At 70.0% G+C, this 14,118-nt stretch carries 13 protein-coding genes; 8 read left to right on the forward strand and 5 right to left on the reverse strand.

Annotated elements, in window-relative coordinates; genetic code table 11:
- Positions 1 to 20 precede the first annotated feature (20 nt).
- Entirely contained in the window at positions 21 to 1,232 is a 1,212-nt protein-coding gene (locus AC07PZ_RS23030; RefSeq protein WP_495297477.1) for an MFS transporter, read from the reverse strand.
- An 81-nt stretch (positions 1,233 to 1,313) separates the two neighbouring features.
- On the opposite strand from AC07PZ_RS23030, the gene AC07PZ_RS23035 reads away from it, so the two are divergent.
- Both AC07PZ_RS23035 and AC07PZ_RS23040 read left to right on the forward strand, forming a co-directional pair.
- Positions 1,314 to 2,249 (forward strand): LysR family transcriptional regulator, encoded by a 936-nt coding sequence (locus AC07PZ_RS23035; RefSeq protein WP_495297478.1) that lies wholly within the window; start codon positions 1,314 to 1,316, stop codon positions 2,247 to 2,249.
- Positions 2,246 to 2,800, forward strand: a complete 555-nt coding sequence (locus AC07PZ_RS23040) for a methylated-DNA--[protein]-cysteine S-methyltransferase (RefSeq protein ID WP_495297479.1) — start codon at positions 2,246 to 2,248, stop codon at positions 2,798 to 2,800. The genes AC07PZ_RS23035 and AC07PZ_RS23040 overlap by 4 nt, the downstream gene beginning before the upstream one ends.
- 3 nt (positions 2,801 to 2,803) lie before the next feature.
- Here AC07PZ_RS23040 and AC07PZ_RS23045 read toward each other — a convergent pair whose 3' ends face one another.
- Together AC07PZ_RS23045 and AC07PZ_RS23050 are read right to left on the reverse strand one after the other, a co-directional pair.
- A complete protein-coding gene (locus tag AC07PZ_RS23045; protein ID WP_495297480.1) occupies positions 2,804 to 4,207 on the reverse strand; it encodes a type II toxin-antitoxin system HipA family toxin in 1,404 nt (467 codons plus the stop codon).
- Positions 4,204 to 4,593 (reverse strand): helix-turn-helix domain-containing protein, encoded by a 390-nt coding sequence (locus AC07PZ_RS23050; protein ID WP_495297481.1) that lies wholly within the window; start codon positions 4,591 to 4,593, stop codon positions 4,204 to 4,206. The genes AC07PZ_RS23045 and AC07PZ_RS23050 overlap by 4 nt, the downstream gene beginning before the upstream one ends.
- Before the next feature lie 242 nt (positions 4,594 to 4,835).
- On the opposite strand from AC07PZ_RS23050, the gene AC07PZ_RS23055 reads away from it, so the two are divergent.
- Genes AC07PZ_RS23055 through AC07PZ_RS23080 form a run of 6 tightly spaced genes read left to right on the forward strand, consistent with a single transcriptional unit; the run spans position 4,836 to position 11,187 of the window.
- Positions 4,836 to 6,020: a multidrug effflux MFS transporter gene (locus tag AC07PZ_RS23055; protein ID WP_495297596.1), complete on the forward strand. Its 1,185-nt coding sequence runs from the start codon at positions 4,836 to 4,838 to the stop codon at positions 6,018 to 6,020.
- A 23-nt stretch (positions 6,021 to 6,043) separates the two neighbouring features.
- On the forward strand, positions 6,044 to 7,447 hold the full coding sequence (locus AC07PZ_RS23060; RefSeq protein ID WP_495297482.1) for an MFS transporter: 1,404 nt from the start codon (positions 6,044 to 6,046) through the stop codon (positions 7,445 to 7,447).
- Between the two features lie 35 nt (positions 7,448 to 7,482).
- Positions 7,483 to 8,139 (forward strand): paraquat-inducible protein A, encoded by a 657-nt coding sequence (locus AC07PZ_RS23065; protein ID WP_495297483.1) that lies wholly within the window; start codon positions 7,483 to 7,485, stop codon positions 8,137 to 8,139.
- 53 nt (positions 8,140 to 8,192) lie between these two features.
- Positions 8,193 to 8,891 carry a paraquat-inducible protein A gene (locus AC07PZ_RS23070; RefSeq protein WP_495297597.1) on the forward strand — a complete coding sequence of 233 codons (699 nt, stop codon included), beginning with the start codon at positions 8,193 to 8,195 and terminating at the stop codon, positions 8,889 to 8,891.
- Positions 8,888 to 10,543, forward strand: a complete 1,656-nt coding sequence (locus AC07PZ_RS23075) for a PqiB family protein (RefSeq protein ID WP_495297484.1) — start codon at positions 8,888 to 8,890, stop codon at positions 10,541 to 10,543. Before AC07PZ_RS23070 ends, AC07PZ_RS23075 begins: the two co-directional genes overlap by 4 nt.
- Positions 10,540 to 11,187, forward strand: coding sequence for a PqiC family protein (locus tag AC07PZ_RS23080; RefSeq protein WP_495297485.1), 648 nt, complete (start codon positions 10,540 to 10,542; stop codon positions 11,185 to 11,187). The genes AC07PZ_RS23075 and AC07PZ_RS23080 overlap by 4 nt, the downstream gene beginning before the upstream one ends.
- Positions 11,188 to 11,191: 4 nt before the next feature.
- On the opposite strand, the gene AC07PZ_RS23085 is transcribed toward AC07PZ_RS23080, so the two are convergent.
- On the reverse strand, positions 11,192 to 12,601 hold the full coding sequence (locus tag AC07PZ_RS23085) for an amidase (RefSeq protein WP_495297486.1): 1,410 nt from the start codon (positions 12,599 to 12,601) through the stop codon (positions 11,192 to 11,194).
- Positions 12,602 to 12,623: 22 nt separating this feature from the next.
- Positions 12,624 to 14,114 (reverse strand): amidase, encoded by a 1,491-nt coding sequence (locus tag AC07PZ_RS23090; RefSeq protein ID WP_495297487.1) that lies wholly within the window; start codon positions 14,112 to 14,114, stop codon positions 12,624 to 12,626.
- Between the last annotated feature and the right edge of the window lie 4 nt (positions 14,115 to 14,118).

Below are 14,118 nucleotides of genomic sequence, written 5' to 3' on the forward strand. Positions count from 1 at the left end.
GTGGATGAATGAGGACGGCGTCAGGCGCGGGTGGCGGCGCAGTCGGCTGTTGCACGTGCGGCGGCTTCGGCGGCTGCTGCGGACGAGCGCCCGTCCAGTGCGCGGCTCCACAGCGCGATCGCCAGCCCGGCCAGCGTGATCAGCGCGGCGACCCAGCCGAGCGCGCCGAGGCCCGGGCCGGCCTCGATCGTCAGCCCGCCGGCCCACGCGCCGATCGCATTGCCCAGGTTGAAGGCCGCGATGTTCAGGCTCGACGCCAGGTTCTGGCCGGCCGCGGATGCCTTCTCGAGCACGCGCAGCTGCAGCGGCGCCACCGTGGCGAACGAGGCCACGCCCAGCACGCCGAAGAACACGATCGCGGTCAGCGGCGTGCCGACGGCGAACTGGGTCGACGCCAGCACCAGCGTCAGCGCCGCCAGCGTGCCCAGCACGGCGCGCATCGCGCCGCGGTCGGCCAGCCGTCCGCCGAGCAGGTTGCCGATCGCCATGCCGCCGCCGAACAGCAGCAGCACGGCCGACACGGCGCCGTCGCTCAGGCCGGTCACGGTCGTCAGCAGCGGCTGGATGTAAGTGAAGACCACGAAGACGCCGGCATAGCCGACCACCGTCATCGCCAGCCCGAGCAGCACCTGCGGCTGCAGCAGCACGGCCAGCTCGTCGCGCAGCGGGGCGGGCGGTGCGTCGTTGCGGCTGCGCGGCACGAAGGCGGCGAGCACCGCGAAGGCCAGCACGCCGATCGCGGTCACGGCCCAGAAGGTGGCGCGCCAGCCGAAGTGCAGGCCCAGCCAGGCACCGGCGGGCACGCCCAGCACGGTGGCGGCGGTGAGGCCGGTGAACATGATCGCGATGGCCGAGGCGCGGCGCTCCGGCGCGACCAGCCCGGTCGCGACCACGGCGCCGACGCCGAAGAAGGTGCCGTGCGCGAGCGCGGTGACGACACGGGCCGCCATCAGCCACCCGTAGCTCGGCGCCAGTGCGCAGGCCAGGTTGCCGAGCGTGAAGATCGCCATCAGCGCGAGCAGCACGGTCTTGCGCGGCAGGCGGCGCGAGGCGATGGTCAGCACCGGCGCGCCGACCGCCACGCCGAGCGCATAGCCCGAGATGAGCAGCCCGGCGGCGGCAATGGAGACATGGAGATCGGCCGAGACCTGCGTGAGCAGGCCCATCAGCACGAATTCGGTGGTGCCGATGCCGAAGGCACCGGCGGTGAGGGCAAGGAGAGCGATGGGCATGATGCCTCCTACTGTGGCGGCGCCGGTGCTCGTTGACTAGAATCTCCGTTGGACTTTGACTTGTGAATTGAACTCATCTAAATGCCGCGCATCGACGTGAACCGTTCCGGCGAGATGGAAGCCTTCGTGCAGGTGGTCGAGCGCGACGGCTTCTCGGCTGCGGCGCGCGCGCTCGGCATGACGCCGTCGGCGGTGAGCAAGCTGGTCGGCCGGCTCGAGGCGCGGCTCGGCGTCCAGCTGGTGCACCGCTCGACGCGCAAGCTGCAGCTCACGGCCGAAGGCCGGCAGTTCCACGAGCGCAGCGTGCGCGTGCTGGCCGACATGGAAGAGGCCGAGCGCTGCGCCGCGGCCGACACCGCGCCGCGCGGCCGCGTCAGCATCAACACCAGCGTCTCCTTCGGCCACTTCGTGCTGATTCCATTGCTGCCGCGGCTGATGGAGCGGCATCCCGAACTCGGCATCGACCTGGGCCTGACCGATCGCGTGGTCGACCTGATGGACGAGCGGGCCGACATCGCGATCCGCTGGGGCCAGCTGCCGTCGTCCGACCTGCTGGCGCGGCCCCTGGGCCGGACCGGCCAGGCGATCGTCGCGTCGCCCGACTATCTGGCGCGCCACGGCACACCGCACACGCCGGACGACCTGATGGCGCACCAGCGGCTGGGCTGGAGCTACCGGCGCAGCGCACCCGACTGGCCGCTGCGCGTCGACGGCCGCGCGGTCCAGGTGCCGGTGTCGGGCAAGGTGCGTGCCTCGGACGGCGAGGCGCTGCGGCGGCTGGCCCTGGCCGGCTGCGGCATCGCGCGGCTGTCGCTGTACCACCTGGGCGACGACCTCGACACCGGCCGGCTGGTCGAGCTGCTGGACGAATTCAATCCGCGCGACATGGAGCCGATCCACGCGGTCTATCTGGGCAAGGCCGGGCGGTTGCCGGCGCGGGTGCGCGCGGTGCTGGACTTCCTGGTCGACGAGGTGCGGCTGCATCCGCGCGCCGACCCGCAGGCGGTGCCCGCATGACGACGGCACCCGTCACCGGCTTCGCGCTGTTCCCGACCGCGCTGGGCGACTGCGGCATCGCCTGGGGGCCGAACGGCATCGTCGGCGTGCACCTGCCCGAAGCGGACCGGCCCGCCGCGCTGGCCCGGCTGCGCCGATGCTTTCCCGGTTTCGTGGAGGCCGCGATGCCGCCCGAGGCCGTGCGCGCGGCGGACGGGGTCCGCGCGCTGCTGGCCGGCGAACAGCCCGACCTGCTGGACGTCGTGCTCGACGAAACCGGCGTGCCGGACTTCCACCGGCGCGTCTATGCGCTGGCGCGCCGCATCCTGCCCGGGCAGACGCTGACCTACGGCGAGGTCGCCGCCGCGCTCGGCGACAAGGGGCTGGCGCGCGCGGTCGGGCAGGCGATGGGCGCGAACCCGTTCGCGCCGGTCGTGCCTTGCCACCGCGTGCTGGCGGCCAACGGGCGTCCCGGCGGCTTCTCGGCGCACGGTGGGGCGCTGGTCAAGCTGCGTATGCTGGCGATCGAGGGCGCGCGGCCGAACGGCATGGCGTCGCTGTTCGACGCATAGCGCTCAGGCGCCGGCCGGTGCGGCCAGCGCTTTCGCCTGCTGCAGCGCGTCTTGCCATGCAGCGAGCAGGTCGGGCCGGCGCAGCCGCCGCGTGGCCTGTTCCAGGTGCGGATGGTTGGCCACCTGCGTCAGCAACTGCAGCTTCTGCCGCGGCGTGAGGCCGCTGTCCAAAATCGGCTGCAGCCACAGCTGTGCGGCCTGCGCCGCGACGTCGCGGATGACCTTGGATGCCGCCGGCGTCTGCAGGCCCAGCGCATTGCAGAAGGCGCGCAGGCGCGCCGGATTGAAGATCGGCTCCGCATGCTGCTTCTCGGCGTCCGGCATGAGCTTCAGCGCGTGGCCGCGCGCCACGTTGTAGAGCACGGTCGCCGTGATGTCGTACGCGGGCGCCAGTTCGGCCCGCCGCCGGTCGCGGTAGATCAGCCCGAGGTTCTTCAGGTGCATGTCGGCATTGCCGAGCAGCTCGTTGACCTCGATGCGGCGCAGCAGTTCGTGCACGGCGGTCTCGCCGCATTGCGGCAGGCTGAGCAGGGTGCCTGCGATGGCGAGGTACGACTCCTCGTACTTGTGCTCCGGCGGCCTGCTCAGGACCTGCGCGAAGTCCTCGAAATGCACCTTGCCGCCATCGGCGCGATCGAACCGGGTCACCGCGAGGAACTGGCCTTGCAGTTCGTCGCCGAGGTCGTAGCGGTGCGGCGCGGCCAGCGCCGACATCGGCATCAGCGCAAAGGCGCAGACGTCGACGCCGGCGAGCCCGGCCAGTTGCATGCTCAGGCCTTCGACCTGCGGCATGCGCGCGTACTCGGCGGAGGGCAGCTTGGCGATGATCGCGGCGTCGCCCTGGGACGTGCGCCCGACGAAGCGGCCTTCGCTGTCCCGGTTGACGCCGATCTTGGGCTGCACGCCGGAGATCGACAGGCTGTCCTGAAACGGCTCGGCCCAGACCGATGCTTCCAGCGCGTCCTGGTCCTGCGTGACCAGTCGCTGCAAGGACGCGCGCGCGATGTCTTCCCATTCCGCGGTGACGGCGCCGGGCATGTTCTTGCCGCAGGCGGCGATCATTCCCATGTGGTCCAGCGGATCGATCGCCGCTTCTTCGGCGACGAAGCGGCGGAACACGCCTTCCGGCAGCAGGTTCTGGAAGAACGGCGGCAACTGGGTGTCGCCCCGGCTGCCGGCGACCGCATTGAATTCGGGGCGGGTCACGTCGAGCCAGAACGACTGCTGCTGCGCCGGATCGGCCGATCGCATGGATTCCGACAGCACGTCGGCACCGGCCCAGGGCATTCGCGCGTAGGCCTCGTCGACCACGAAGCGCTGGATCGGCGGCAAGCCGGGCTGCTCGTACTTGAACAGGAAGCCGATGCGTTCGCCGTGCAGCTTGATCACGAGGACCGGGACGTTCATTTGCGGCCCTTCGATACCTTCGATCCGGCGGAGCGCTGCTGAAGATCGGCCAGCCGTTGCTGCACCGCCGACATCACGTGCGTGGCGGGACGGTCCGGCTCCGACGCGATGAGGGCCGAGGCCGGCCGACCGCGTGTGGAGACCGCGACGTCCGTGGCGCCGAGCTCCGGAAGACCGCGCTGCAAGGTGCGCGGGACGGTGGCGAGATCGAGTTCGAGCACGTCCATCACCGCCAGCAGCGTCGACACCTGCACGTCCTCGCCCTTGAACAGGCGGTAGACGGCTTGGCGGCTCACGCCCGCCTGCTCGGTCAGCGCTTTGCGGGTCAGGCCGCGGGCCTGCCGTGCGGCTTCCAGGCGCTGGGCCAGTTCCAGGGACGTGCTCATGATGTTGCGTATTCGGTATGTTTCTTCAAGCTTATCGAATTCGAGGCATTGCGAGTGAGAAAGTTGCGTATTCAATACAAATTAAAAAAATACTTGTATTCGATACATTGTAAGTTCCGGATGCCGCTGATCGGAAATGCGTGTCCCGAGCGCTAACACAGCAGGAACGCAGGCGTCCTACGAAAGCTTTACCCGCGTTGGCGACAATCGAGGCAATGACTTCTTCTTCGCGCTTTTTCAAGATGGCCCTCGTGCTGGGCCTGCTTTCCGCCATCGGTCCCTTCGCCATCGACATGTACCTGCCGGCATTGCCGGCCATCGGTGCCAGCCTGCGGGCTGACATCGGCGCAGTCCAGATGAGCCTGACGGCCTTCTTTCTCTCCATCGGCATCGGGCAACTGCTGTACGGGCCGGTATCGGACATGGTCGGCCGACGCCCGCCGCTGGTGTTCGGCCTGGTGCTGTTCGCGCTCGCCAGCGTGGGTTGCGCGCTGGCGACCGACGTCCATACGCTGATCGTGCTGCGCTTCATCCAGGGCCTGGGCGCGGCTGCCGGCATGGCGATTCCGCGCGCGGTGGTGCGCGACCTGCACACCGGCACCGAAGCCGCGCGCCTGATGTCGCTGCTGATGCTGGTCTTCAGCGTGTCGCCGATCCTTGCACCGCTGGCAGGCAGTGGTGTGATTGCCTTCGCCGGCTGGCGCGGCGTGTTCTGGGCGGTCGCCATCGCCGCGGTCGCCGGGCTGGTGCTGATTGGCACGTCGCTGAGCGAGACCCGGCCGGCCGCCCAGCGCGTCGAGAGCAGCCTGGGCGGCGCCTTTCGCGCCTATGCGCTGCTGCTGCGTGATGGCCACTATCTCGGGCTGGTGTTCATCGGCGCCTTCGCCATGGCCGGATTCTTCACCTACCTGGCCAACTCGTCCTTCGTGATGATCGACCACTACGGCCTGTCGCCGACGATGTACAGCGTGGCCTTCGGCGTCAATGCGGCCTCGTTCATCGGCATGTCGCAATTCACGGCGCCGCTGGGCGAGCGGTTCGGGCTGGTCCGGGTCGTCAAGGTCGGCGTCATCGCGTCGGCCGCGGCGATGCTCGTGATGTTCGCGTTCTTCGCGACCGGCCACGACGACATGTGGGTGCTGCTGGTGCTGTACTTCATCGCCAGCGCCTTCATGGGCCTGGTGATCCCGACCACGGCCGTGCTGGCACTGGAGCGCCACGGCGCCATCGCCGGCACCGCATCGGCGCTCATGGGCACGCTGCAGATGCTGGCCGGCGCGGCGGTGATGGGCGTCGTCGGCCTGTTCACCGACGGCACGCCGCTGCCGATGGTCTGCGGCATGGCTGGCGGTGCCATCGTGGCCCTGGTGCTGACCTGGGTGACACTCGGCGGTCATCGCGCGCACCGCGCCGTGGTTGCGCACTAGGACGAGTTCAACTGAAAACCGAGATGCACGTCACACCGCTGCAGGACGGCCTGCCCCAACCCCAGCGCACCCGCGCCATGCTGGTCATCCTGCTGGGCATTTCCGTTGCGGTGCTCGACGGCACCATCGTCAATCTGGCGCTGCCCGGCATCGCACGCGAACTCAACGCGAGTGCCGCGCACTCGATCTGGGTCGTCAACGCCTACCAGATCGCCACGCTCGTGATGCTGCTGCCGCTCGCGTCGCTGGGCGACCTGATCGGTTTTCGCCGCGTGTACCTCACCGGCATGGCGCTGTTCGCGACGGCCTCGCTGGCCGCGACCTTCGCCAATTCGCTGGGCACGCTGATCGCGTCCCGGGCACTGCAGGGGCTTGGCGCCGCGGGTCTCATGAGCGTCAACGCGGCACTGGTCCGGCGCATCTATCCGGCGGCCCAGCTGGGGCGCGGCATGGCGCTCAATTCGCTGGTCGTCGCCACGTCGTCGGTCGCCGGGCCATCGGTGGCCGCGGGCATCCTGTCGATCGCCTCGTGGCCCTGGCTGTTCGCGCTCAACGTGCCGCTCGGCCTCGTGGTCCTGACGCTGGGCTACCGCTCGCTGCCCGGCAACGTGCCGTCGGCGACGCAAGGGCGGCGTTTCTCGCTGTTCGACGTGGTGCTCAACGTGCTGATGTTCGCGCTGGTCTTCATCGGCAGCGACCGTCTCGGCGTGCGCGGCGAGGGCGCGCCGGGTGCCGACCCGCTGGCCTGGGGCCTGCTGCTGGCGGGCGTGGCCGTGGGCTTCTTCTATCTGCGCCGACAGCGTTCGCTGGCGCTGCCGCTGTTTCCGGTCGACCTGCTGCGCATCCCGGTGTTCGCGCTGTCGATGGGCACGTCGGTCGCGGCCTTCTGCGCGCAGATGCTGTCGTACATCGCATTGCCCTTCCTGCTGCTCGACGTCTATGGGCGCAACCATCTGGAGGCGGGCCTGCTGATCACCGCATGGCCGCTGGCCATCGTGGTGTTCGCGCCGATCGCGGGCCGGCTGATCGGCCGCTTTCCGGACGGCCTGCTCGGCGGTGTGGGCCTGGGCCTGCTCGCGGCCGGCCTGGCATTGCTGGCGGCGCTGCCGGACCATCCTTCCAACGCCGACATCGTCTGGCGCATGGCCCTGTGCGGCGCCGGCTTCGGCCTGTTCCAGTCGCCGAACAACCACACCATCGTGACCTCGCCGCCGCCGCACCGCAGCGGCGCCGCCAGCGGCATGCTGGGCACGGCCCGGCTCACCGGGCAGACGGTGGGCGCGGTGGTGCTCGCCGGCGTGTTCAGCATCTGGAGCCCGCACGAGGGCCGAGGCCCGCTGATCGCATTGATGCTGGCGTCCGGCTGCGCGGCACTGGCCGGCATCTTCAGCGTGCTGCGCCTGCGCACCTCGGGCGCCGGTCACTGAATGCGGGAACCCGCGATGCAAGCGCACGACGCACCATGACCGAGCTTCCCGAAGCCATCGTGTGCGAAGGCTGCGACGCGGTCTACCAGCGCACCTCGCTGAAGGAGCGGGAGGTCGCGCGCTGCAGCCGCTGCGGCACCGAGCTCGACCGGCATGCGGGCGACCAGCAGAAGCGCATCCTGCCGCTCACGATCGCCAGCCTGATCATGTTCACCATCGCCAACCTGTTCCCGATCGTCGAGATCGAGCTGCGCGGCCTGCGCAGCCAGACGACGCTGGCCGGCGCCGTGGTCGCGCTGAGCAACGAAGGCATGTCGCTGGTCGCGATGCTGGTGCTGGCGACCACCATCCTGTTTCCGTTGCTGCAGTTGCTGATCCTGCTGTGGCTGCTGGTGCCGCTGGCGCGCCGCGAACGGCCTCGCGGCTTTGCGCTGCTGGTGCGCACGATGCAGTCGCTGCGGCCCTGGGGAATGATCGAGGTGTTCCTGCTGGGCGTGCTCGTTGCGCTGGTCAAGCTGTCGAGCATGGCGACCGTGTTGCCCGGTCCGGCGCTGTGGGCCTTCGTGGCGCTCACGGTGCTGCTGACGGCGGTGCTGGCTTTCGATCCGCGCGGCTTCTGGGAGATGGCGATGGGCGCGTCGGCCCTGCCTGATGCCGGTACCGCCGCGCGCCGCACGGAGCGCCGTCCGTGAGCCGCGAGGCCGGACGCTCCAGCCGCTTCGGCCGCTTTGCCGGATTCAGTCGCCTGCTCGGCCCGCTGGCCTCCGTCGATCCGACGCTCGGCGCTTCGACCGACGAGCACGCGCCGGTCGCCACCGCCGCGGCTTCCGGGCTGATGCCGTGCCGCTATTGCGGAACCGTCTGGAAGGACGCGCAGGACGGCGAGGCCTGTGCGCGCTGCGGCACCACGCTCCACGTGCGCAAGCCCGACAGCCTCAACCGTACCTGGGCGTTGCTGATCGCGGCCTGCGTGATGTACCTTCCGGCCAACCTGCTGCCCGTGATGATCACGCGCTCGCTGTTCGGGACGCAGCAGGACACGATCATGAGCGGCGTGATCTATTTCTGGGTCACCGGCTCCTACGGGCTCGCGGCGGTCGTCTTCGTCGCCAGCTTCCTGGTGCCGCTGTTCAAGCTCGCCGCGCTGTTCGTGCTGGTGGTGTCGGCCCAGCGGCGCAGCGACTGGCGGCGTGCCGAGCGCGCCAAGCTGTACCACGTGATCGAGGTGATCGGCCGATGGTCGATGCTCGATGTGTTCGTGGTGGCGCTGCTGGCCGGGCTGGTGCGCATCCACGGGTTTGCGGAAATCACGGCCGGCGTCGGCATCGCGGCCTTCGGGTCCGTGGTGGTGCTGACCATGCTGGCGTCGCTGAGCTTCGACCCGAAGCTCAGCTGGGACGACCGCCCGGCGAAGAATCAGGGTGAGAAAAAGGAAACGACATGAGTGACGACAACACGCCGCAGCGCGCGGCTCCCCCGGGGGCCGGTCCGGCACCCGGCCTGCCGGCACCCAGGGTCGCGCGCCGGCGCGACTGGATGCCGTCGCTGATCTGGCTGATCCCGCTGGTGGCGGCGCTGGTCGGCATCACGCTGGTCGCGAAGATCCTGCTGGACCGCGGCCCCGAGGTCGTGCTGACGTTCAAGACGGCCGAAGGCCTGGAGGCCGGCAAGACCGCCGTGAAGTACAAGGACGTGCAGATCGGCGTGGTGCAGAGCCTGCGCCTGGCGCGCGACCGTTCGCACGTGCGCGTGGTGCTGCAGCTCAACAAGGACGCCGATGCCTTCACGGCCAAGGACACCCGTTTCTGGGTCGTCCGTCCGCGGCTCGACACCTCGGGCATCTCGGGCCTGGGCACCTTGCTGTCGGGCGCCTACATCGGTGCCGACGCGGGTGTGGACAAGGAGAGTTCCAGCGAGTTCGCCGGCCTCGAGACGCCGCCGATCGTGACGCGCGACGCCTCCGGGCGCCAGTTCCTGCTGCGCTCCACGGACATCGGCTCGCTCGATGTCGGCTCGCCGGTCTACTTCCGGCGCATCAAGGTCGGCCAGGTGGCCGCCTATGAACTCGACGCCGATGGCCGCGGCGTCACGCTGCGCGTGTTCGTGAACGCACCCTACGAGAAGTTCGTCGGTGCCAATACCCGGTTCTGGCATGCGAGCGGACTCGACATGCAGCTCAACGCCAGCGGCGTGACGCTGCGCACGCAATCGCTCGCGACCATCCTGCTCGGCGGCATCGCCTTCCGCGCGCCGGAAGATGCCAACGGCCCGGTCGCGCAGGAGAACACCGCCTTCACGCTGGCCAGCGACGAAGCCACGGCGATGAAGGTGCCCGACGGTCCGGCGCAGACCATGCTGCTGTACTTCAACCAGTCGCTGCGCGGCCTGTCGCCCGGTGCGCCGGTCGACTTCCGCGGCGTGGTGATCGGCGAGGTCAAGTCGATCGGTGTCGAGTTCGACCGCGCCGAGCGCGAGTTCCGCATGCCGGTGCTGGTGCAGATCTACCCGGACCGCGTGCGCCGCCGCGCCGGCGACGTGGCGCCCGAATCCAAGCGCACGCAGGAAGAGCAGATGCGCTTCATGGTGGGCCGCGGCCTGCGTGCCCAGCTGCGCACCGGCAACCTGCTGACCGGCCAGATCTACGTGGCGCTCGACTTCTTCCCGAAGGCGCCCAAGGTTGCGATCGACGCATCGCGCGAGCCGATCGAACTGCCGACCATGCCCAACAGCCTGGACGAGCTGCAGTCGCAGGTGCAGGAGATCGCGAGCAAGCTCAACAAGGTGCCGTTCGAGGAGATCGGCAACGACCTGCGCACCTCGCTGGCCACGCTCAACAGGACGCTGGCCAGCGCCGAGAAGCTGACGGGCACGCTCAACAACGACGTGTCGCCCGAGATCACGGCCGCCATGAAGGACGCGCGCAAGACCATCAACAGCGCCGAGCGCACGCTGGCGCAGGACTCGCCGTTGCAGACCGACATGCGCCAGACGCTGCAGGAACTCACGCGCGCCGCGGGTTCCATCCGCGTGCTGACCGACTACCTGGAGCGCCATCCTGAATCGCTGCTGCGCGGCAAACCGGACGACAAGAAATGAAGCCCAAGATGCAAATGCCGCTGCGCGGACCGCTGTCGCTCATCACGCTGGCCGCGGCGGCCATGCTCCTCGCGGGTTGCGCGAGCACGCCCGACCGCTACTACACGCTGGCGTCGCCGGCTGAGCCGGCCAGGGCAGCCACGGCGCCCCGCGGGGCGTCGCCGCTGTTCATCGAGCTTGCGCCGCTGGCCGTGCCCGAGCGGCTCGCACGGCCGCAGATGGTGGTGCGCAAGGCCGGCGGCCAGAGCGCTGAAGTGGAGTTGCTGGAACAGAGCCGCTGGTCGTCGTCGTTCGAGAACGAGCTGCGCGACGCGCTCGCAGCCGGCATCGCCAGCCGCCTGGGCGCGGTCGACCTGACGCGTGGCGGCCCGGTGCCGGCGCAGCCGGTCTGGCGCATCGCGGTGCAGGTGCGCCAGTTCGACGCGGTGCGCGACACGCGCGTCGACGCGGCCCTCAGCTGGAGCGTGCGCCGGTCCGACGGCGATCGGGTTCCGGCGTGCGAATGGTCGGGCAGCGAGCCCGTGGGCGCCGGCATCGAGGCGCTGGCCCAGGGCGCGCAGCGGCTGACCGCCAAGGCCGCCGAGGCCATTGCGCGCCGCGTGTCGGCCCTGCAGGCCGATCCTGCGGCGGCCTGCGCCGGTTAGAACGTCACCGGAAGCTCGAAGCGTCGGGGAAGGGCCGCTGTGCCGGCCGCATCTCTTCCCAGGCCCGTGCCATCTGGAGCACGCCCAGGTCGTCGAAGCGGCGCCCGGCGATCTGCAGGCCGATCGGCAGGCCGTCCGAGGTGTAGCCGGCGTTCACCGAGATGGCCGGCTGCTCGCTCATGCTGAACGGCACCGTGAAGGTGATGTGGTGCATGGCCGTCGCGACGTCGTTGGTCGGCATCGGCAGCGACCCATCGAAGGCGGCGATCGCGGCGACCGGGCTCAGCACGAAGTCGTAGGGCTGGGTGGCGCGGACGGTCGCCGCGCGCATGGCCGTGGTGGCCGCATAGCCCTGGAACACCTCGGCACCGCTGTGGCCCGCGCCGGTCTGCGCCCATTCGCGGACGAAAGGCAGGATCTTCTCTTGCAGTTCCTGCGGCAGAAGTGCCATGTCGGCATGCGAGCGCGTGCGCCAGAAGCGGTCGATGTTGTCCACCAGCTGCGACGTGGCCCACGGCTTCATGGGCTCGACCACCGCGCCGGCCGCCTCGAAGCGGCGCGCCGCGGCCTCGATGGCGGCGCGGGTTTCAGGCTCCGTGGCCAGGCCGTGGCCGCCGTCCAGCAGCAGGCCGATCCGCACGCCGCGCAGGTCGCGCTCCAGCTGCATCCAGTCGATGTCCTGCCAGGGCAGGCTCGCGTAGTCGGCAGCGTCGGGTTGCGACAGCACGCCCATCATCAGCGCCGCGTCGCTCACCGTGCGGGTCATCGGGCCGGCGGCCAGCGCCATGAAGGGCGGGTCGAGCGGCACGCGCCCATAGCTTGGCTTCAGGCCGACGACGCCGCACCACGCCGCGGGCAGCCGGATCGATCCGCCGAGGTCGGTGCCGACGTGCAACGGCCCGTAGCCGGCGGCCGCCGCGGCACCCGCGCCGCCGCTGGAACCGCCGGGGCTCTTGTCGAGGTTCCAGGGGTTGCGGGTGCGGCCGTGAAAGCTCGACAGGCCGGACGACAGCATCCCGTAGTCGGGCATGGTCGTCTTGCCGATCAGCACGGCGCCGGCCTCGCGCAGGCGCGCCGTCACCGGGGCGTCGACGGGCGATGGCGTCGGCGCGATCGCCGCGGTGCCCAGCACGGTCGGCTTGCCCTTGACGTTGACCCGGTCCTTGAGCGTCGTCGGAACGCCGTCGAGCGTGAAGCCGCCGCAGGTGGCCGGCGTGCCGGCGCGCCAACGTGCCTCCGATGCACGGGCCATGTCCAGCGCGTCGGACGGGTCGACCGCGAAGGTCGCGCCGAGCACGCCGTCGCAGGCCGCGATCTGGTCGAGCACGGCCTGCGTGACCTGCACCGGCGACAGCTCGCCGCTGCGGAAGGCGCTCAGCATCTCGAGCGCGGACAGGGAAATGAGATCGGTCATGGGTTCCGGTTTCGAAGGTTGTTCAGGCCGCCGTGGCCTGGACAGTTTGCGTGACGTGGACGCCAGGCTTGCGACCCGCATTCCATTGGCCGTCGATCGCTCTTTCGATCTGAGCGGCCAACTGGAGCAGCAGCCCGTCGTTGCCTTGCCGCGCCTGCGCCTGGATGCCCAGCGGCAGCCCGCTTTCCTGTTCGGCCAACGGCAGCGAGATGCCCGGAATGCCGCACAGGTTGGACAGAGGCGTGTAGGCGAAGTTGGTCCACAGGTTGGCGAACCAGTCATAGACCGACGGGTTGGTGCTGGTCGTCAGGTACTCGGTGGTGCCGACCTTCGGCGTGGGCAGCGCGGTGATCGGCGTGAGGATGATGTCCCATTCCTCGAAGAAGTTGCCGAAGGCGCGCGACGTGGTGTTGAACACCGCCTGCATCTTCGAGCGCTCGGTGTACGAGGTGTTCAGGCCGGCTTCCCAGATCTTGATGTTGATCGGCTCGACCTTGTCGGCAGGCGGCCGCTCGAGCCCGAAGCGTTCGAGATGCCCCGCCACCACCTGGGCGAAGTTGCTGATGTAGCAGGTCGTCTGCGCGGCGAAGGCAGCGCGGAAGTCGACGTCGGGCAGCGCCCAGTCGACCTCGTGGCCCAGGCCTTCGAGAAAGCGGCCGACGCGGGTGAGTTCGGCGACGAAGTGCGGCGTCGCGCGAAAGTCGCCCCACTCGTGAGACAGCGCGATGCGCAGCTTGCCCGGGTCGCGGCGGATCAGCTCGGTGTAGGGCTCGGGCGTCGTCCAGTAGGGCATGAACTCGCCGGGTGCGCCGCCGCGGCAGTTGTCCACGAAGGCCGCGGTGTCGCGCACCGTTCGGCTGTGGCAGCCCTGGATCGACACCAGGCCCGACAGGTCGGACAGGCCGGGCGCGATCGAGAACACGCCGCGCGACACCTTCAGGCCGATGTTGCCGTTCACGCCCGCCGGAATGCGGATCGAGCCGCCGCCGTCGGTCGCGTGCGACATCGGCAGCACGCCGGCCGCCACAACGGCCGCGGTGCCGGCCGACGAGCCGCAGGTCGTGTAGTCGAGGTTCCACGGGTTGCGCGTGACGAACAGCTCGTTCTCCACCGAGCTGCACACGCCGAATTCCGGCGTAGTGGTGCGGCCCATGATGTTGAGCCCGGCCTGGCGGATCTTGCCGGTGAGAAACGAGTCCGCCGTCGCGCGGTTGCCCTGCATCAGCTGCGAGCCCATCTCCTGCAGGCGACCCTTCAGCGTGGGGCCGAGGTCCTTCATAAGATAGGGCACGCCGGCGAAGGCGCCGTCCGGGTTCATGCCGTCCACCAGCGGGTCGGCCACCGCATCGTCGAACACCTCCACCACCGCGCTCATCGCGGGGTCGGTGAGGGCGATGCCCGCCGCCACCTGCGCGGCGAGTTCGGCAGGCGACACGTCGCCCTTGCGCACCCGCTCGGCCAGCCCGACCGCGTCGTGCGCGGCCCATTCGTCCCAACCCATCACTGGCGTCATCGTC

The organism is Variovorax sp. GW821-FHT10B04 (assembly GCF_059415645.1).

What these genes read in the sequence shown, in the direction of transcription:
- AC07PZ_RS23060 (WP_495297482.1), top strand. Translation starts at nt 6,044, where the DNA reads ATGCACGTCACACCGCTGCAGGACGGCCTGCCCCAACCCCAGCGCACC.
- AC07PZ_RS23030 (WP_495297477.1), bottom strand. Translation starts at nt 1,232, where the DNA reads ATGCCCATCGCTCTCCTTGCCCTCACCGCCGGTGCCTTCGGCATCGGC.
- AC07PZ_RS23040 (WP_495297479.1), top strand. Translation starts at nt 2,246, where the DNA reads ATGACGACGGCACCCGTCACCGGCTTCGCGCTGTTCCCGACCGCGCTG.
- AC07PZ_RS23035 (WP_495297478.1), top strand. Translation starts at nt 1,314, where the DNA reads ATGCCGCGCATCGACGTGAACCGTTCCGGCGAGATGGAAGCCTTCGTG.
- AC07PZ_RS23085 (WP_495297486.1), bottom strand. Translation starts at nt 12,601, where the DNA reads ATGACCGATCTCATTTCCCTGTCCGCGCTCGAGATGCTGAGCGCCTTC.
- AC07PZ_RS23050 (WP_495297481.1), bottom strand. Translation starts at nt 4,593, where the DNA reads ATGAGCACGTCCCTGGAACTGGCCCAGCGCCTGGAAGCCGCACGGCAG.
- AC07PZ_RS23090 (WP_495297487.1), bottom strand. Translation starts at nt 14,114, where the DNA reads ATGACGCCAGTGATGGGTTGGGACGAATGGGCCGCGCACGACGCGGTC.
- AC07PZ_RS23065 (WP_495297483.1), top strand. Translation starts at nt 7,483, where the DNA reads ATGACCGAGCTTCCCGAAGCCATCGTGTGCGAAGGCTGCGACGCGGTC.
- AC07PZ_RS23045 (WP_495297480.1), bottom strand. Translation starts at nt 4,207, where the DNA reads ATGAACGTCCCGGTCCTCGTGATCAAGCTGCACGGCGAACGCATCGGC.
- AC07PZ_RS23055 (WP_495297596.1), top strand. Translation starts at nt 4,836, where the DNA reads ATGGCCCTCGTGCTGGGCCTGCTTTCCGCCATCGGTCCCTTCGCCATC.
- AC07PZ_RS23075 (WP_495297484.1), top strand. Translation starts at nt 8,888, where the DNA reads ATGAGTGACGACAACACGCCGCAGCGCGCGGCTCCCCCGGGGGCCGGT.
- AC07PZ_RS23080 (WP_495297485.1), top strand. Translation starts at nt 10,540, where the DNA reads ATGAAGCCCAAGATGCAAATGCCGCTGCGCGGACCGCTGTCGCTCATC.